The organism is Pseudomonas sp. B21-031, from assembly GCF_024748985.1.
In the GTDB taxonomy this organism is placed as follows: Bacteria; Pseudomonadota; Gammaproteobacteria; order Pseudomonadales; family Pseudomonadaceae; genus Aquipseudomonas; species Aquipseudomonas kermanshahensis.
The window spans coordinates 2,789,987-2,807,761 of record NZ_CP087181.1 but is presented as its reverse complement, the minus strand read 5'-3'; the positions used below and the strand labels follow the sequence as shown (position 1 = coordinate 2,807,761).

Genomic DNA, 17,775 nt, shown 5'->3' with positions numbered 1-17,775 from the left:
TATACCTATCAAACAGCCTGTCGGACACTCATGCCTCCTTCACCAGAGAAGTTCATCCATGAGCCAAGACAGCGTGCTACAACGCCTGGCGGCACTGGACACCAACACCGTGTCCGACGCCCTCGACTTCCTCGGCCTGCCCGGCGCTACGTTCGGTCTGCGCCCGTTATGGCGCTGCCCCAAGGTGGTCGGCCGTGCCAGCACTGTGCAACTGGCCGCCAAGACCGACCGTGCACCGACCGTGCATTTGATCAGCCCGGTGATCGAAGCGATCGCCAGTGATGACCGCGTACTGGTGATTGCCGGCGGCATCGACGGGATCTCTTGCTGGGGCGACATTCTGGCCAATGCCGCCGTGGCCCGGAACGTGCGCGGCAGCATCATCGACGGTTGCAGCCGCGACATCGACGGCAGCGCCGACATCGGTTATCCGGTGTACGGCCGTGGCGTGACCATGGTCAGCGCACGCAATCGCGTGGTCCAGGTCGATGCGGCCTGCACCGTCCAAGTGGCAGGTGTAACAGTGGATGAGAACGACTACGTGATTGCCGACAACTGCGGCACCGTCTTCGTCACCCAGGCCCACATCGGCCAGGTGCTGGACCTGGCCGAGCGCATCGCCCGTCGCCAGGCCGGCATGGTGGATGCCGTGCGGGCTGGCCGCTCGGTGGCCGACGTGATGCATGACAGCCAATTTGATGCGATCAATACGGAGCACCACCGATGAGCGAACAGGACACCGACGGCGGCATCCAGCGCCTGAACCTGAACCTGGCCAGCGCCCGCCCCTCGGCCACCTACGGCATCATGGACCGCGTTGCCCAACGCCGCGCGGCGGGGGCCACGATCATTTCGCTGTGCGCGGGCGAGCCAGACTTCGACACACCAGCGCACATCCGCGACGCCGCCAAGCAGGCGATCGACCAAGGCCATACGCGCTACACCCAAGTCGCTGGCAGCCGCGCCCTGCGCGAAGCGGTGGCGGCCAAGTTCCGCCACGAGAATGGCTTGCAGGTCGAGTGGCAGGACACGTTGGTCGCCAGCGGCGGCAAACAGGTGATCTACAACGCCTTGGCAGCGACCCTCAATGCCGGCGACGAGGTCATCGTGCCAGCGCCCTACTGGGTCAGCTACCCGGAGATGGTCCAACTGTGTGGCGCCCGCAGCGTGATCGTCACGTGTGAGGCCAGCAGCGGTTTCAAGCTGACGCCTGAAGCGCTTGGTACCGCGATCACGCCGCGCACCCGCTGGCTGATCCTCAACTCGCCGTCCAACCCGACCGGCGCGGTCTACAGCGTTGCCGAGCTGCAGGCCTTGGCTGCGGTGCTGCTGGCAAACCCACACGTATTGGTGCTGGCGGATGACATTTACGAGCACCTGATTTTCGACGATCAGCGCTTCCATACCCTGGCCCAGGTGGAACCTCGGCTCGCCGAACGCACGCTGACCATGAATGGCGTATCGAAGGCCTATGCCATGACGGGCTGGCGCATCGGTTTCGCCACGGGCCCGCGCTGGCTGCTGGCGGCCATGGAAAAGCTGCAGGGGCAACAGACCTCAGGGGCGTGTTCGGTCTCTCAGCAGGCGGCGGTTGCTGCGCTGCAAGGCCCGAAAGACTTCATCTATCAAAGCCGGGGCGTGTTCCAGCGCCGTCGTGACCTGATGGTGAAAGCGATTGATGGGGTCCCAGGGCTGCACTGCGAGCAACCGGCCGGGGCATTCTATGCCTTTGCCAATTGCGCCGGGCTGATCGGCAAGACCTCCCCGGGTGGTCGTTACCTGGCCACTGACGAGGATGTCGCGCTGGCACTGCTCGACGAAGCCGATGTCGCCGTGGTGCATGGCAGCGCCTTCGGGCTCGGGCCTTACCTGCGCATTGCCTACGCGCTGGACGATGCGTCGCTGATGGCGGCGTGTGATGCGCTCGGGCGGTTCTGTCGCGCGGCCAGGTAGGAGCAGCCTTGTGCTGCGAAGAGGCCGGTGCAAGCAGCGAAGATTGAGGGTGTTGTCACCGGCCTCTTCGCAGCACAAGGCTGCTCCTACACCTAAGGGGTGCGCCTGTGGGCGAGGCTTGCGGCCTCGACGTTTTGGCCAGAGATTGTCTATGATCCCGCGTTGAACGTTTCAGCATGTTTCAAAAGGGATTCAAATGTCTGTCCATGAAGCACCACCGCTAGCCCCGCCGAAAAGCACTGTCGCCAAGATGGAAGCCGCCATGGCGCTGGGCAGTTTTGCCATCGGCACCGGCGAATTCGCCATCATGGGGTTGATGCCGGACATCGCCAGCAACCTGCAGCTGAGCGAGCCCCAGGTGGGCCACGCCATCAGTGCCTACGCGCTGGGCGTGATGGTCGGTGCCCCGACCCTGGCAATCCTGGGGGCCAAGCTGCTGCGCAAGCATATGTTGCTGCTGTTGATGGCGCTGTATGCCGTTGGCAACCTGGCCACGGCGTTCGCCCCCTCGTTCGGCGGCCTGGTCGCTTTCCGCTTCATCAGCGGCCTGCCCCACGGCGCCTACTTCGGCATCGCTGCGGTGGTGGCATCGAGCATGGTCGCCAACAATCAACGGGCAGGTGCCGTGGCGCGGGTGATGATGGGCCTGACGCTGGCCATGTTGCTGGGCAACCCTGTTGCCACTTTACTCGGCCAGTACTTCGGCTGGCGCTCTGCCTTTGTGTTGGTCGGGGCGATCGCCCTGTGCACCATCGCCCTGGTCTGGCGCTTCGTGCCGCAACCGCACGATGAAGTGCGCAGCGATCCGCGCAAGGAACTTAAAGCGTTCGCCCTGCCCCAGGTGTGGATGGCGCTGGCCATTGCATCGATCGGCTTTGCCGGCATGTTCTGTGTGTTCAGCTACCTGGCGCCCACCATGCTGCACGTGACCCAGGTATCGCCGCAGTGGATCCCCTTCGGCCTGGCGGCCTTTGGGGTCGGCGGCATCGTCGGCAACATCGCCGGTGGCAAGTTGTTCGATCGCTTGCAGTTCCGCGCCGTCGGGCTGGTGCTGATCTGGTCGATTGCAGTGCTGCTGTTCTTCACCTTCGCAGCGCATTCGTTGTGGACTTTGCTGCTGGGCGTCGGCCTGGTGGGCACCATGATTGCACTGGCAGCCCCCTTGCAAATCCGCCTGATGGACATTGCCCATGAAGCCCCCAGCCTTGCAGCAGCCTCGAACCACGCCGCGTTCAACTTGGCCAATGCGCTTGGGCCGTGGTTGGGTGGCATGGCCATCACCGCAGGCATGGGCTGGACGAGTACGGGTTACATCGGCGCTGCAACCGCGTTGGTCGGCTTGGGCATTTACCTCGTTGCCCGGCGTATGAAGGGTGGGCATTAAAACCGGTTATTCGGGGGCGCTGTGCGCCTCCGATCCCGTTATGAAGCAGAACAACTTTGATTAATTAACGCAGCAAACTTCTATTAATTGTCCCATCCCTAATATCGCTCAAAACCACCGCCCTACAGCCTTTCGCTCGCATAACCTCAAGTAATACCACATAGAAAATTAAGCGCATTGACGCCTTTTCAGGGCCACTTCAATACTCCGCGCCAGACGTCTTGGTCGATTAAAAATAAAAGTGCCTGAGGACAACAATGCGCCCTTCATCGAGCAAAACCCATCGCGAACTGATTGCATCCCGCCAACCTGGTTTTGGCATGAATGGCGCGTTGTACAGCCGCCAGGATGTTTTCGAAACCGACATGGAAATCTTCTTCAACCAGCATTGGATACAGGTCGCCGTTACCGCCGATGTGGATGAACCCGGTGATGTCTTTACCGTCGATATCGGCAACTCGTCGGTGCTGATCCTGCGCGACGATGATGAACAGATCCGCGCCTACCGCAATGTATGCCGCCACCGCGGCGCGCGCCTGAAAGAAGCTGGCAAATCCACTGTCGGCATGCTGGTATGCCCCTACCACCAGTGGACCTACGACCTGGACGGCAGCCTCAAGCATGCCAGCCACATGGGCAAGGGCTTCGACCCCAAGTGCCGCAGCCTGATCCCGGTGCACTGCAAGGTTGTCGGGGCCCATGTACTGGTGTGCCTGGGCGACCACCCGCCTGAAGACATCAAGGACCTCGAAGCGGTGATGGGACCGCGCTTCGCGCCGTTCGACCTGACCAATACCCGCATCGCCTACGAACTCGACTACATCGAGAACGGCAACTGGAAGCTGGTGATGGAGAACAACCGGGAGTGCTACCACTGCGCCGGCACCCACCCGGAACTGATCGTGTCCTACCAGTCCGAAGACCTTGGCGTCAGCCTGGAAGAGATGAGCGACGACGCTCGCGCGTCCTACGATGCCTATCAAATTCGCAAGGCCGGCATCGAAGCTGACTGGGCAAGTTCGGGCCTGCTCTACGAGACTGTGGAGCATTTACAGGATGACGCCCCCACGCAGTTTCGCACCCAGCGCATGATCATCGCCGGTGCGGGTGAATCGCAGACACTCGATACCCAGGTTGCCTGCCGCAAACTGTTGGGCAACCTGACCCGTCGCGACCTGGGCGACACCCACCTGTGGGGCAACAACGCCTGGGCTCACGTGATGAGCGACCACGCCATGATCAGCTGGATCATCCCGCTCTCGCCGGACCGCACCTTGGTGCGCACCAAGTGGCTGGTGCACCGCGATGCCGTCGAAGGGGTCGACTACGACCTGCAGCGCCTGACCGAGGTCTGGGTCGCCACCACCCAACAAGACGCTGCCCTGGTCGCCATCACCCACAGTGGCACCCAAGACCCCGCCTTCGTCCCAGGCCCCTACTCCACCTACACCGAGCCGTACGTCGACCAGTTCGCCCGCTGGTACACCTCGCGCCTCGCGGCACATGGGGTGTGAAGGAGATGACCGTGCTCGAGAACATTGCCCAGAACATTGCCGGCCTGCGTGCCGACCAGCGCTTCACCGACACCGACCACTGGGCCGCCCATGGTGCCCAGTGGGCCAGCGGTGAAAGCAAACGCATCGAATGCCTGAGCGTCGTGGACGAGACCCACGACGTGAAGACCTTCACCTTCCACAGCCCAGACTACCCGGCGCTTGCCTACGAACCAGGCCAGTTCCTCACCGTATCGCCCGTGATCAGGGGGGCCAGCGTGTCGCGCTGCTACACCCTGTCCTCGACACCGACCCGGCCGTTCACTTTTTCTATCACGGTCAAGCGGGTGCCGGGCGGCACGGTGTCCAACTGGTTGCACGATAACCTGCGCCCTGGCCACGCCCTGGCGGCCTCTGGCCCAGCGGGCGTCTTTACCCCCGTGGCGGGCCCAGCGCGCAAATTGCTGTACCTGTCGGCGGGCTCCGGCGTCACCCCGCTGATGGCGATGACCCGCGCCGCCGCCGACCTGCACGCCGACCTGGACATCGTCTTCGTGCACAGTGCGCGTACGCCCAAAGACATCATCTTCCGCGACGAGCTGGCGCGCCTCGAACGCTGCATGCCAGGACTACGAACGCTGTTCTTCTGCGAAGGCGCTGGCGACGAACCCGACTGGGACGGCCCGATCGGGCGCCTGTCGCTGGACGCACTGCAGCGCCAGATCCCCGACTTCAAGGAGCGGGCGGTATTCACCTGCGGGCCAAAAGGCTACATGGAGGCGACCAAGGCCTTGTTGGCGGGTGCTGGTTTCGACCTGGCCCGCTACCACCAGGAAAGCTTCGACATCAACGCCGAAGCCGAGCCGGCAGCCGCCCCGGTTGCCCCCGGCCAGGCCCTGGACAGCTTCACCGTGCGCCTTGCCCGCTCTGGCAAGGAATTCACCATGAGCGCCGACCAGACCGTACTGGCCGCTGCCAAAAAAGCCGGTGCCGTAGTCCCCTCCTCGTGCAGCCAAGGTGTGTGCGGTACCTGCAAGACCGCGGTATTGCAGGGCAGCGTCGAGATGAAGCACAACGGCGGCATTCGCCAGCGTGAAATCGACAAAGGCCTGCGGCTGCTGTGCTGCAGCCGCCCGACGTCGGACCTGGTGATCGACCTCTGACATTCGACAAGGACGCCCTGTTAGTGGGGCGTCCTTTTTTGCCGTCTTGCGAAAATAAAAAGGATATGGACGATGCGTGCAAAACAAGGCCTTTTCAAAGGCCTGAACCCTATTGTAACGGTAGGGTCGATCTCAATCGTGGTGGCGTTCGTGGTGCTCTGCGCCTCACATGGCGACCAAGCCGCGGGGGTATTCAAAGGCGCCTCGGACGCCATTCTCGACCACCTAAAGTGGTTTTACCTGGCGCTGGTCAGCGCCATCCTCGGCTTGCTGGTGTACATCGCCTTCAGCCGCTATGGCACCCTCAAGCTGGGGCGCCCCGACGAAAAACCCGAGTTCAGTTTTGCCGCCTGGATCGCCATGCTGTTCAGCGCGGGCATGGGCGTTGGGCTGATCTTCTGGTCGGTTGCAGAGCCGGTGCTGCACTACGCCAGCAACCCGTTCACACCGGGGCTCACCGACCAGGCCGCGTCCATGGCCATGCGCATTACCCTGCTGCACTGGGGCCTGCACCCTTGGGCGATCTTCACCGTAATCGGCCTGGGCCTGGCCTACTTCGCCTACCGTGAAGGGCTGCCGCTGGCGCTGCGCTCAATCCTCTACCCGATCATCGGCAACCGCATCTACGGGCCGATTGGGCATACGGTCGACATCATTGGTGGCGCAGTCACTGCATTCGGGGTGTCGCAATCGCTGGGGTTGGGCGTCGAGCAGATCAACATGGGCATGCATCAGGTGTTCGGCACACCAGTCACCTTGTCGTTCAAGCTGAGCATCATCGCCGTCGTCACCGTGATCGCCTCGATCTCGCTGGTGGCCGGTGTATCGCGTGGCATGAAGCGCCTGTCGACACTGAACATGTGGATTTCCCTGGGGCTGATGCTGGTGGTGCTGGCCCTGGGCCCAACCCATTACATCATGAACCTGCTGTTCGAGTCGGCGGGCGACTACGCGCAGAACATCATCGGCATGAGTTTCTGGACCGACGCCCAGGCCGACAGCAGCTGGCAGAAGAGCTGGACCGCTTTCTATTGGCCGTGGTGGATGACCTGGGGGCCGTTCGTTGGCCTGTTCATTGCCCGGATTTCTCGTGGCCGGACCATCCGCGAACTGGTGTTCGGCGCGTTGCTGGTGCCGACCTTGGTGACTATTTTGTGGATGGCCGTGTTCGGCGGTGCCGCGCTGAAGGATGAGCAGCAAGTGCGCCACGCCTATCAAGCACTGCCGGTCGCCGAGCAGGCAGCGGCCGGCGCGTTCCAGGGTGGCCCGATTCTGGAAGCCACGCGCAAGGAAACCACCACGGCCATGTTCACCCTGCTCGACCGCCTCGGCGGCCCGACGCTGGGTGCAATCCTCAGCCTGATCATCTGCCTGCTGCTGGCCGTGCATTTCGTGACTGCGGCCGATGCCGGGACTCAGGTGCTGTGCATGCTCAACTCGCTGGGCAGCATCGACCCACCCAACTGGATACGCGTGCTGTGGTGTGTGCTGGAGGGCGCCATCGCGGCCAGCCTGGTGATTGCCGGCGGCTTGCTGGCGATTCAGATGGCCAGCATCGTGGTCGGCCTGCCGATTGCGTTCTACCTGCTGCTGACCGGGTACAGCCTGATGCGCAGCCTGTTTGCCAGTGATGCGGTGATTACTGGAGCGGCGGCGGTGCATGCGGGCGCAGAAACCCCACGGCCTGCCAACGAACTGGCAGCTAGCTGACGTCATCGCAGCATTGGATTGTAGGAGCAGCCTTGTGCTGCGAAGAGGCCAGTACCATAGACGAAATACTGTGGTCTGTACCGGCCTCTTCGCAGCACAAGGCTGCTCCTACCAAGGCCGCGCTTGACCGGAAGGGGATTCAATCCAAATCAACAGGTTAGATTTCGATTAGAATGCAGTTCCTTAACTGAGACCTGCTGCCCCCCCATGAAAAAACTGCTTTATGCCGTATCGCTCCTGCTCGCCGTCAACCTCCCCGCCTTCGCCAACCCGCCTTCGACCTTCACCGAAGCCAAGGTCGTCGCCAAGCAAAAGGTCTACCTGGACCAGGCAAGCAGCGCCATGGGCGACCTGTATTGCGGCTGCAAATGGACTTGGGTCGGCAAGTCAGGTGGGCGCATCGATGCTGCCTCCTGCGGTTATGAAACCCGCAAACAGCAAAACCGCGCCGAGCGTACCGAGTGGGAACACATCGTGCCTGCCTATACCTTCGGCAATCAGCGCCAATGCTGGAAAAACGGCGGCCGCGAGCATTGTGTCGATGACGACCCGGTCTTCCGCGCGATGGAAGCCGACCTGTTCAACCTCTACCCGGCCGTGGGCGAGGTCAACGGTGACCGCAGCAACTTCAACTACGGCATGGTCGCAGGCAACGCTGGGCAATACGGCCAGTGCTCGACCAAGGTCGATTTCGTGCAGCGCGCCGCCGAGCCGCGTGACGAAGTGAAGGGCCTGGTTGCCCGTACTACGTTCTACATGTTCGATCGCTACAAGCTCAGCATGTCGCGTCAACAGCAGCAACTGCTGATGGCCTGGGACAAACAGCACCCCGTCTCGGCCTGGGAAAAAGAACGTGACCGGCGCATCGCCGCCATCATGGGGCACGCCAACCCGTTCGTGACGGGCGAGCGCAAATGGACAGCCGATTACAAGCCTGTTGGCAGTGGCGTCGTGCAAGCCATGCCGGCCAAACCGGTCAGCGAAGCGGCCAAGCCCAGCCTGGCCAGCACTGCGGCAACAGGCGCTGTGCTCGGCAACCGCAACAGCCATGTCTATCACCTGGCCAATGGCTGCCCGGGCTACACCCAGGTGGCTTCGAAGAACCAGGTGATGTTCGGCTCCGAGGGCGAGGCGCAAGCGGCCGGCTACCGCAAGGCGGGCAACTGCCGGTAACCGCTGCGCCTCGGTGCATCAACGCCCGACTGTTGGGTTCACCAGGTTTGCCGGGCGCTCACCGGCCAGTGCGCTGAGCAGGTTGTCTACCGCACAGCGCGCCATGGCCTCACGAGTATCGTGAGTGGCCGAACCGATGTGCGGGGTCGCCACCACGTTGTCCAGTTGCAGCAGCGGCGAATCGCTGGGCAACGGCTCCTGGACGAACACATCCAGGCCCGCGCCGCGGATGCGTTTCTCCCGCAAGGCCTCAATCAGCGCGGCTTCGTCCACCACACGCCCACGCGCAATGTTCACCAGCATTGCCTCAGGCTTCATCAGGGCAAGCTCACGCGCGCCGATCAAGCCCTCGGTGGCGGCACTCAGCGGCACGGTCAGGCAGACGAAATCCGCCTGTTGCAGCAGGTCGTCAAGGCTGCAGTGACGGGCGTCGTAGCGGGCCTCCACCGCAGGCTTGGCGCGTGGGCTGTGGTAAAGCACACGCATGCCGAAACCAGCCGCGCCGCGCCTGGCCAAGGCTTCGCCAATCCGCCCCATGCCAATGATGCCCAAGGTCTTGCCGTGCACATCCGTGCCAAAGTGCGCAGGCCCAAGGTTGGCTTGCCACTGGCCGTCACGCACCCAGCCCGCCAGCTCCACAACCCGACGCGCACTGGCCAGGATCAAGGCAAAGCCGGTGTCAGCAGTGGTTTCGGTCAGTACGTCGGGCGTGTTGGTCAGCATCACGCCACGCCGGGTCAGGTCGGCGATGTCGTAGTTGTCCACGCCTACCGACACGCTGGCGACCACCTCCAGTTGCGGGGCCAGGTCCAGCAGGCCGCTGTCCAAGCGCAGGCTGGCACCCAACAGCCCTTGAGCGCCCGGCAGCGCATCGCGCAGCCGGGCAAGGCCATCGGGCCCGGACGTGTCCACCCACGTCACGTCAACCTGTTGCTGCAGGCGCGCCATCAACGTGTCGGACAGGCGCTTGTAAAGGACGATTCGCTTCTTCATAGCAGGATTTCCTAGTGGCTCGTGGCCAGATGAGAGCCGCCGCGCTTGGCCCGGCCAGCGGTGTGTGAGGTTTTAAGCGCCGCCGTGAGCGCGACTGCCGTCAGCAGTGCACCGCACATGAACAGGTACGAGGCACCCGGCCCGCCGGTGGCACCATTGAGATAACCGACCAGCCACGAGCCGCCGAACGAACCCAGCGCGCCCATGCTGTTGATCAAGGCCATGGCGCCACCGGCGACGTTGCTGGGCAGGATCTCCGGCACGATGGCGAAAAACGGCCCATAGGGCGCGTACATGCAGGCGCCAGCAACCACCAGCAATGCGTAGGACAACCAGAAGTGCTCGCTGCCCAAGGCATAGGAGCCATAGAACGCCAGCGCCGCAATCAACAGGGGCGGCCAGACGAAGCGCTTGCGTTTCTGCAAGCGGTCCGAAGCCCAGGACACCCCGACCATGGCCAGCACCGCCGCCAGATAGGGCACCGACGACAACCAGCCGGCCTGGACGATGTCGACGTTGGCCGCCTGTTTCAGAATCGACGGCAGCCAGAGCACGAAGCCGTACACGCCGATGCTCCAGCAGAAGTACTGCATCGACAGGATGATCACCTGGGGCGAGCGGAACGCCTCGCGGTAGTTCTTCACCGGTTTAATGCCCTGCTGTTCTGCTGCCAGGGCGTTTTCCAGATCGGTCTTTTCCTGATCGCTAAGCCACTTGACCTGAGCCGGGCGGTCGTCCACCAGGCGCCACCAGAAGAACGCCCAGATCACCGCAGGCAGGCCTTCGATGATGAACATCCAGCGCCAGTCGTAGTGCTTGATGAGGTAGCCCGACACCACCGACATCCACAGGATGGTCACCGGGTTGCCGAGCATCAGGAAGGTGTTGGCACGGGAACGTTCGGCGCGGGTGAACCAATGGCAAAGGTACACCAGCATCGCCGGCATCACGGCGGCTTCCACCACGCCAAGCAGGAAGCGGATGCCGATCAGCATGTACACATTGCTGATCATGCCGGTCAGCGTGGCCAGGCCGCCCCAGAGGATCAGGCTGACGAAGATCAGCTTCTTGACGCTGCGCTTTTCGGCGTAGATGGCCCCTGGTACCTGGAAGAAAAAGTAACCAAGGAAAAACAGCGCACCCAGCAACGACGACAGCACCGGGGTGATTTTAAGGTCGTCGGCCATGCCGGACGCTGCCGCGAACCCATAGTTGGCACGGTCCAGGTAGGCCAGGCTGTAGGTGATGAACACGATCGGGATGATGTACCACCAACGGCGACGCGCGAGACTTGTCGTTTGCATCATGTGTACTCCTGAGCTTTTTGTTTTTGTCGCAACAGGTAGGGGCCAGGCGTTCAGGCGCTTATGCGCAGGTCATGGGTTTCGAGTTCGTGACGCAGCGGCAAACCTTCCATATCGCCACGCGACTGCACAGCGCGGCTGCCACACCAGTTGCCACGCGCCACCGCCTCGGGCAGTTCACGGCCTTCGAGTAGCGCACTGAGCACGCCGACAACAAAGGCGTCACCCGCACCGACGGTGTCCACCACCTTGGCCACCGGCACCGGGGCTACCTGGCCATCGCCTTTGGCGGTGCGAAAATACGCGCCTTCGTCACCCAGCTTGATCACCACCAGCTCCACCCCTTTGTCGAGGTAGAACGCGGCAATGTCCGCCGGTGCGTGCTGGCCGGTCAGCAGGCGGCCTTCTTCAAGGCCCGGCAGTACCCAGTCAGCCTTCACTGCCAGGGCGTTGATCTCGTGGATCATGTGCGTGCGGTCCGGCCACAGCGATGGGCGCAGGTTAGGGTCAAAGGAAATGCTGCGCCCAGCAGCGCGCATGCCATCCACCAATGCATGCGACAAGGCCCTGCACTCGGCTGAAAGCGCCAGCGGGATGCCGGTGGCATGCAGGTGGCGGGCCTGCAGCCAATGTGGGCGGATCAATGCCGGGGACAAACGGCGCGCTGCTGAATGGCTGCGAAAGTATTCCACTGCTGGGTCACTGCCATCATCGCAGCGGGCTTTGAGCTGAAAGCCAGTGGGGTGTTGCGGGTCGACTTCAACGTCGCTGCAGTCCAGGCCTTCCCGGCGCAAGCTGTCGAGGACAAAGCGCCCCAGGGAGTCGTCGCCCACCCGGCTCAGCCAGCGGACCTTGAAGCCCAGCCGCGACAGGCCGATGGCAACGTTGCTGTCGGCACCGGCGATGCGTTTGCCGAACTGCCCGACATGCGCCAGGTCCCCCACCTGCTCGGCGACGAACATGGCCATGGTTTCGCCGAAGCACAGCACGTCATGCTCATGCATGGCTGACCTCCTCGGCCAGGCCCAGCGCAGACAGCGCCACTACCTGGGCACGGGTCAGCGCGAGCAAGTCGTCAGCGGCCAACGGGTATTCCACGGCACGCACCACGCCGGGCGTGAACGCGGCCAGCAAGGCATCCCACGCTTGCAGATCGTCAGCCTGCGGCGGCACGGCGACCAGTCGCCCAGCGGGCTGGCGCTCGACCGCCTTGCAGTGCACATAATGCACCCAACGCCCCAGTTGGCGTGCCGCTTGCTGCACAGGCTCGCCCTGCCATTGCCAGTTACCGATGTCGAACGTCATGCCCAGCGCCAGCCCAAGGTCATCGGCGCGCTGGAAGAACGTGAGCAACGGCGCAATGCGCCCGCCCTGCTCGGTCTGGTCGTTCTCGACCAACAGCTGGGGGCCATCGTCAGGCAACAGCGAGCGTAAGGCCGCCACATCGCAGGTGTCATCGAAATGCCCCAGCGATACCTTCAGGGCTACCGCGCCCATCGCGCGGGCCAGCGCCAGTTTCTGCGTCAGGCGTGGGTCTGGCAGGCCCTGCGCCGTCCACAGTTCAAGGGGCGTGGAATACAGGCATTCGAGCCGCAACGCGGTGACGGCGGCGGCCAGCGCGGCAGGGTCCGGCGCGCTTTCAAAGAGTTCTTCACGAAATTCGACACGGGTTACGCCAGCAGCGGCCAGCATGTCCAGAAAATGCGCCTGTCCGCGCTGCCGTACCAAACTGGCACCGTAGCTGGAGAGGCTGATGGAAACGGGGTTCGAGCGCATTGTTATTGTCCTTATGAAACCGGTTTCATTTTTACGCACGCCAAGCCGCAACGTGCCTTTCGTTCAGTCGCGTGAGTGGGTTGAACCTCGCATGATCAGGTCGGCTTTGAAGTCGATGCGCCGTGGCGCCCCGCGTTCGCCGCGCAAGCGGCCCAGCAGGCACTCGAAAGCCGCCACACCGATACGCTCGGTGGGCTGGGCCAATGCCGTGATGCCGCTGCCGACCAAGGGGTACCAGTCCAGTTCGTCGAGGGCGATCAGGCCAACGTCGTCGAACAAGCCGCAGCCGGCGTCGTGCAGGGTTCGGGTGACGGCCAGCGTCGCCACACCGTTGAAGGTGAAGATGGCTTGAGGGCCATGACCGCTGGCCGAAAGAAATGAAGCCAGGCCGGCATGAAGGTCGGGGCTGACTTCCAGCACCTGTTGACGCATGCCCGGTCGCCGGTTGATGGAAGCGCCAAATGCCTGTACCCGCTCCTGGCGCGAGCTGGTGCCATCGAGCGGTTCGGTTACCGCCAGAATGTCGCGGTAGCCTTGCGCCTGTAGGTGATCCAAGGCCTGTTCGACGGCGTCGGCATTGTCCAGGCCGACCAGGTCGACATTGAGTTCAGGCAGTTGGCGGTCCACCAGCACCATGGGCATGTCGCGCTGCAGGTTCAGCAGTTCGCCGGGATGATGGCCGAGGGTGTTCACGATCAGGCCCTCGACGTTGTAGGACTGCAGGGCCACCAGGTGATGGCGCTCTTGATCGTCGTCGCGGTTGGTGTTGCACACCACCAGGCTGTAGCCGTGTTGGCGGCAGGCGGTTTCGACGCCGTGCATCACCGCCACCGAATAGGGGTTGAGGATGTCTGCCACCAGCATGCCGATCAGCCGGGTCTGGCCGCGTTTGAGGCCCCTGGCCATTTGGTTGGGGCGATAGCCGAGGCGCTCGATGACTTCTTCCAGGCGCTTGGCGGTCGCCTCGGCCAGCAACTGGCGATCGCCACCGATGTAGCGCGAGACGGTCGCCTTGGACACACCGGCCACACGGGCTACTTCGCTGATGGTCACCCGCTCGCGGGCATTGGCAGGCATATCGGTCATGGGTGTCCCTTGTGATTATTGTCGGTGACAGGCTATGAAACCGGTTTCAATACACCAAAACCGGCGCGTTTCGTCACCTACCGTTCGTCGGCAAGTTTACACGTTCCTTGTAGGAGCAGCCTTGTGCTGCGAAGAGGCCAGTACCCGCCACGAATTGCTGTGGTCTGTACCGGCCTCTTCGCAGCACAAGGCTGCTCCTACAGGGGGCATGCAAGCTCTGAATCTTGCGCAGTATTAGTGGCTCGTCACCTGCCCAAGGTCATCCCCAGAGGTGTGTTTCACGACATCGTCCGCCTTTGCCCCATCTGGCGCGAAGGCAGGAGCAGCCTTGTGCTGCGAAGAGGCCAGTACCCGCCACGAATTTCTGTGGTCTGTACCGGCCTCTTCGCAGCACAAGGCTGCTCCTACAGGGGGCGTGCAAGCCCTGAATTTTGCGCAGTACTAGTGGCTCGTCACCTGCCCAAGGTCATCCCCAGAGGTGTGTTTCACGACATCGTCCGCCTTTGCCCCATCTGGCGCGAAGGTAGGAGCAGCCTTGTGCTGCGAAGAGGCCAGTACCCGCCACGAATTTCTGTGGTCTGTACCGGCCTCTTCGCAGCACAAGGCTGCTCCTACAGGGGGCGTGCAAGCTCTGAATTTTGCGCAGTACTAGTGGCTCGTCACCTGCCCAAGGTCATCCCCAGAAGTGTGTTTCAGGTCATCCGTGCGCAGCTTGGCGACATCGTCCACCTTCACCGCTCCACCCTGGTTGCCCCAGCTGGTACGAATGAAGCTCACCACATCAGCGACCTCCTGATCGCTCAAGCGCCAGCCAAACGCCGGCATGGTGAAGTTCGATGGGGCGGTGTGCGTCGCAGGCACCGTGCCACCGGCCAGCACCACATGTATCAGCGAGGTAGCATCGGCGGTCTGCACCACCGGGTTACCGGCCAGTGCCGGGAACACGCGGCTATAGCCATGGCCATCGGTGCGGTGGCACGCCGCGCAGTTGTCGATGTATACCGACGCCCCGCGCTTGCTGTCATCGCCGTTCCACAGCGCCTCGGCGACCTGCTTGTCATACGCATGCGGCTGGTCATCGAGGTTGCTGGGCGGCAGCGTTTTCAGGTACCGGGCAATGGCCGTCAGGTCAGCCTCGCTCATGTACTGCATGCTGTGCTCGACCACATCGCTCATGCCACCGAACACCGCACTGCGGTCGCTTCGGCCGGTCTTGAGAAACTGCACCAGCTGCGCTTCGCTCCAACTGCCCAGGCCATCCTTGTGATCACCGCGCAGGCTCTTGGCAATCCAGCCTTCAAGCGGGGCGCTGCCTGCCAGAAACTGCTCGCCATCCTGCGGGCTCAGTGCCTTTTCCTGCATGGTCAGGGCGCGCGGGGTATGGCATGCACCACAGTGCCCCAGCCCTTCGACCAGGTAAGCACCGCGGTTGACGACCGGGTCGGCGGCCGTCGAGGCCTGCCAGGCCTTCACCTGCGGCGCGAACAACCCCCGCCAGATCGCCAGCGGCCAGCGCATGCTCAACGGCCAGGGGATGTCCGTCGCCTTGTTCGGCTGCGCCACCGGCTCGACACCCTGCATGAAGTAGGCATACAACGCGCGCATGTCGTCATCGCTGACGCGTGCATACGAGGGATACGGCATGGCCGGGTACAGCGTGCTGCCGTCCTTGCCGACGCCATGGCGCACGGCTTGGTCGAAGTCTTCGAAGCTGTAGTTGCCGATGCCGCTGGCATCAGGGGTGATATTGGTCGAGTAGACCGTGCCGATGGGGGTTTCCATCGGCAGCCCGCCGGCGAATGGCTTGCCGCCCTTGGCCGTGTGGCAGGCCACGCAGTCGCCCGCGCGCGCCAGGTACTCGCCTTGCTTGACCAGCGCACTGTCGGCCTGGGCCGAAAGGCTTGCACCGCACAGGATCGTTGCGATCAACAGTGTCTTCATGCTCATCGCTCCTCAAGCCTGAACCAGTGGGCCAGGGTTTTTCAGGTATTGCTCACGGATCGCCCGTGCAGACCAGTACGTCAGTGCCGCAACCAAACCGGTCGGGTTGTAACCCAACCCCTGCGGGAATGCCGACGCCCCCGGGACGAAAACGTTGTGGACGTCCCAGCTCTGCAGATAGCGGTTAAGCGCACTGGTCTTGGGGTCAGTGCCCATGATTGCGCCACCGTTGAGGTGGGTGGTCTGGTAGCTGGCAGTGTTGAAGTGTTCCTTGACCTTTTTGCCCAACACAGCAATGGACTTCGGGTTCATCGCCTGGGCGATCTTGCTGAGCTTGTCGACCATGAACTGGTTCATCTTGATGTCGTTTTCCTGCCAGTCGAAGGTCATGCGCAGCAACGGCTGGCCAAAGGCGTCCCGGTAGGTCGGGTCCAGGTCCAGGTAGTTGCCACGGTACGACTGGTGCGCGCCATGCGCGTCCATCGAAACCTGGTGGGTGTAGTAGTCGGCCGTGGCCTTTTTCCAGGCGCTGCCCCAGGTAGCCGTGCCGGGCGGGTTGGCGATACCGGCGATCGGGCGGCTGCCCGCCTGGTTGACCCACATGGGTGAACCACCGACAAAACCGTGCGGGCCATGATCGAAGTTGTCAGCGTTGAAATCATCGATCGCGATGCCGTTACCGCCGGCACCGATGAAGTTGTTGGTGTAGGTGTCCTTGTCGAAGAACGCCTTGACCGTGCCCATGTTCTGGTACGCGAAGTTGCGCCCGACAACCCCTTCGTTCTTCACCGGGTCATAAGGCTTGCCGATACCGGACAGCAGCATCAGGCGCACGTTGTTGAACTGGAAGGCTGCGAGAATCACCAGGTCCGCCGGTTGCTCCACCTCCCGGCCTTGGGCGTCAATGTAGGTCACGCCCGTGGCTTTGCGCTTGCTGTCATCCACGTTCACGCGCAGCACATGGGCATTGGCGCGCAGCTCGAAATTCGGCACCTGGCGCAGTGCGGGCAGGATGTTCACGTTGGGCGAGGCCTTGGAGTACATGTAGCACACGTAGCCGCTGCAGAAGCCGCAGAAGTTGCACGGCCCCATCTGCGCGCCGTACGGGTTGGTGTAAGGGCCCGACGTGTTGGCCGATGGCAGGTTGTACGGCTTGTAGCCGAGGCTGGTGGCGGCCTTTTCGAACAGTTTTGCCGACACCACGTTTTTTTGTGCAGGCAGCGGGAACGGGTTGGAGCGATCCGGCGCATAGGGGTTGCCGCCCTTCCCTTCACCGACCACCGCGCCGTTGACGGTCCAGGCCTGGCCCGAGGTGCCGAAGACCTTCTCGGCAAAATCGAAGTACGGCTCAAGCTCCTGGTAGGTAACGCCGAAGTCCTGGATGGTCATGCCTTCAGGGATGAACACCTTGCCGTAGCGTTCTTCGTAATGGCTGCGCATGCGCAGCTCAATCGGGTCTACCCGAAAATGCACGCCGGACCAATGCAAGCCCGCGCCGCCCACGCCCTTGCCTGGCAAGAAGGCGCCCAACTGGCGGTTGGGCAACGCTACGTCGTTGACGCTGTGACGGATGGTGACGGTCTCTTTCGACACATCGACGAACAGCTTCTTGCGCACGCTGTAGGTCAGCTCATCGATCACCTGCGGGTAGCTGCCCTCAGGGTAGGTGTCCTGCATTGGCCCGCGCTCGAGGGCGACCACCTGCAGCCCCGCTTCGGTCAATTCCTTGGCCATGATCGCGCCGGCCCAGCCGAAGCCCACGATCACGGCGTCTACTTTCTTCAACACATTCGCCATGC

13 protein-coding genes and 1 pseudogene are annotated in these 17,775 nt (G+C 62.9%); 7 read left to right on the top strand and 7 right to left on the bottom strand.

All coding sequences use genetic code 11. From position 1 onward, the window contains the following. Positions 1–58: 58 nt before the first annotated feature. The 7 genes from LOY53_RS12440 (at position 59) to LOY53_RS12410 (ending at position 8,876) form a co-directional block, all read left to right on the top strand. Positions 59–727: an RraA family protein gene (locus LOY53_RS12440; RefSeq protein ID WP_252824044.1), complete on the top strand. Its 669-nt coding sequence runs from the start codon at positions 59–61 to the stop codon at positions 725–727. Beyond that, positions 724–1,953, top strand: a complete 1,230-nt coding sequence (locus LOY53_RS12435) for a pyridoxal phosphate-dependent aminotransferase (RefSeq protein WP_258704097.1) — start codon at positions 724–726, stop codon at positions 1,951–1,953. Before LOY53_RS12440 ends, LOY53_RS12435 begins: the two co-directional genes overlap by 4 nt. Before the next feature lie 196 nt (positions 1,954–2,149). Continuing rightward, the gene (locus tag LOY53_RS12430) at positions 2,150–3,337 is read left to right on the top strand and encodes an MFS transporter (protein ID WP_258704096.1); all 1,188 of its coding nucleotides are present in this window, start codon (positions 2,150–2,152) and stop codon (positions 3,335–3,337) included. A gap of 320 nt (positions 3,338–3,657) precedes the next feature. Next, positions 3,658–4,851 (top strand): aromatic ring-hydroxylating oxygenase subunit alpha, encoded by a 1,194-nt coding sequence (locus tag LOY53_RS12425; protein ID WP_408981360.1) that lies wholly within the window; start codon positions 3,658–3,660, stop codon positions 4,849–4,851. A 5-nt stretch (positions 4,852–4,856) separates the two neighbouring features. Further along, the gene (locus tag LOY53_RS12420; protein ID WP_258704095.1) at positions 4,857–5,993 is read left to right on the top strand and encodes a hybrid-cluster NAD(P)-dependent oxidoreductase; all 1,137 of its coding nucleotides are present in this window, start codon (positions 4,857–4,859) and stop codon (positions 5,991–5,993) included. A 72-nt stretch (positions 5,994–6,065) separates the two neighbouring features. Then, entirely contained in the window at positions 6,066–7,703 is a 1,638-nt protein-coding gene (locus LOY53_RS12415; protein ID WP_258704094.1) for a BCCT family transporter, read from the top strand. A 207-nt stretch (positions 7,704–7,910) separates the two neighbouring features. Further along, entirely contained in the window at positions 7,911–8,876 is a 966-nt protein-coding gene (locus LOY53_RS12410) for an endonuclease (protein ID WP_099454236.1), read from the top strand. 18 nt (positions 8,877–8,894) lie between these two features. Here LOY53_RS12410 and LOY53_RS12405 read toward each other — a convergent pair whose 3' ends face one another. The 7 genes and pseudogenes from LOY53_RS12405 to LOY53_RS12375 all read right to left on the bottom strand — a co-directional run bounded on the left by LOY53_RS12405 (position 8,895) and on the right by LOY53_RS12375 (position 17,773). Next, complete coding sequence (locus LOY53_RS12405) at positions 8,895–9,869, bottom strand: D-glycerate dehydrogenase (protein ID WP_258704093.1); 975 nt, start codon at positions 9,867–9,869, stop codon at positions 8,895–8,897. 37 nt (positions 9,870–9,906) lie between these two features. Next, positions 9,907–11,173: pseudogene (locus LOY53_RS12400) on the bottom strand (MFS transporter); the annotation flags it as partial. Positions 11,174–11,226: 53 nt separating this feature from the next. Next, complete coding sequence (locus LOY53_RS12395; RefSeq protein WP_258704092.1) at positions 11,227–12,177, bottom strand: sugar kinase; 951 nt, start codon at positions 12,175–12,177, stop codon at positions 11,227–11,229. After that, positions 12,170–12,949: a sugar phosphate isomerase/epimerase gene (locus tag LOY53_RS12390; RefSeq protein WP_258704091.1), complete on the bottom strand. Its 780-nt coding sequence runs from the start codon at positions 12,947–12,949 to the stop codon at positions 12,170–12,172. Before LOY53_RS12390 ends, LOY53_RS12395 begins: the two co-directional genes overlap by 8 nt. A 63-nt stretch (positions 12,950–13,012) precedes the next feature. Further along, a complete protein-coding gene (locus LOY53_RS12385) occupies positions 13,013–14,035 on the bottom strand; it encodes a LacI family DNA-binding transcriptional regulator (RefSeq protein WP_258704090.1) in 1,023 nt (340 codons plus the stop codon). 648 nt (positions 14,036–14,683) lie between these two features. Continuing rightward, entirely contained in the window at positions 14,684–15,976 is a 1,293-nt protein-coding gene (locus tag LOY53_RS12380) for a cytochrome c (protein ID WP_258704089.1), read from the bottom strand. Positions 15,977–15,988: 12 nt separating this feature from the next. Further along, complete coding sequence (locus LOY53_RS12375; RefSeq protein WP_258704088.1) at positions 15,989–17,773, bottom strand: GMC family oxidoreductase; 1,785 nt, start codon at positions 17,771–17,773, stop codon at positions 15,989–15,991. Positions 17,774–17,775 lie beyond the last annotated feature (2 nt).

Excerpts from the sequence above, each read along its gene's own strand:
- LOY53_RS12380 (WP_258704089.1), bottom strand. The coding sequence starts at position 15,976 with ATGAAGACACTGTTGATCGCAACGATCCTGTGCGGTGCAAGCCTTTCG.
- LOY53_RS12430 (WP_258704096.1), top strand. The coding sequence starts at position 2,150 with ATGTCTGTCCATGAAGCACCACCGCTAGCCCCGCCGAAAAGCACTGTC.
- LOY53_RS12415 (WP_258704094.1), top strand. The coding sequence starts at position 6,066 with ATGCGTGCAAAACAAGGCCTTTTCAAAGGCCTGAACCCTATTGTAACG.
- LOY53_RS12375 (WP_258704088.1), bottom strand. The coding sequence starts at position 17,773 with ATGGCGAATGTGTTGAAGAAAGTAGACGCCGTGATCGTGGGCTTCGGC.
- LOY53_RS12395 (WP_258704092.1), bottom strand. The coding sequence starts at position 12,177 with ATGCATGAGCATGACGTGCTGTGCTTCGGCGAAACCATGGCCATGTTC.
- LOY53_RS12385 (WP_258704090.1), bottom strand. The coding sequence starts at position 14,035 with ATGACCGATATGCCTGCCAATGCCCGCGAGCGGGTGACCATCAGCGAA.
- LOY53_RS12390 (WP_258704091.1), bottom strand. The coding sequence starts at position 12,949 with ATGCGCTCGAACCCCGTTTCCATCAGCCTCTCCAGCTACGGTGCCAGT.
- LOY53_RS12425 (WP_408981360.1), top strand. The coding sequence starts at position 3,658 with ATGAATGGCGCGTTGTACAGCCGCCAGGATGTTTTCGAAACCGACATG.
- LOY53_RS12435 (WP_258704097.1), top strand. The coding sequence starts at position 724 with ATGAGCGAACAGGACACCGACGGCGGCATCCAGCGCCTGAACCTGAAC.
- LOY53_RS12405 (WP_258704093.1), bottom strand. The coding sequence starts at position 9,869 with ATGAAGAAGCGAATCGTCCTTTACAAGCGCCTGTCCGACACGTTGATG.
- LOY53_RS12440 (WP_252824044.1), top strand. The coding sequence starts at position 59 with ATGAGCCAAGACAGCGTGCTACAACGCCTGGCGGCACTGGACACCAAC.
- LOY53_RS12420 (WP_258704095.1), top strand. The coding sequence starts at position 4,857 with ATGACCGTGCTCGAGAACATTGCCCAGAACATTGCCGGCCTGCGTGCC.
- LOY53_RS12410 (WP_099454236.1), top strand. The coding sequence starts at position 7,911 with ATGAAAAAACTGCTTTATGCCGTATCGCTCCTGCTCGCCGTCAACCTC.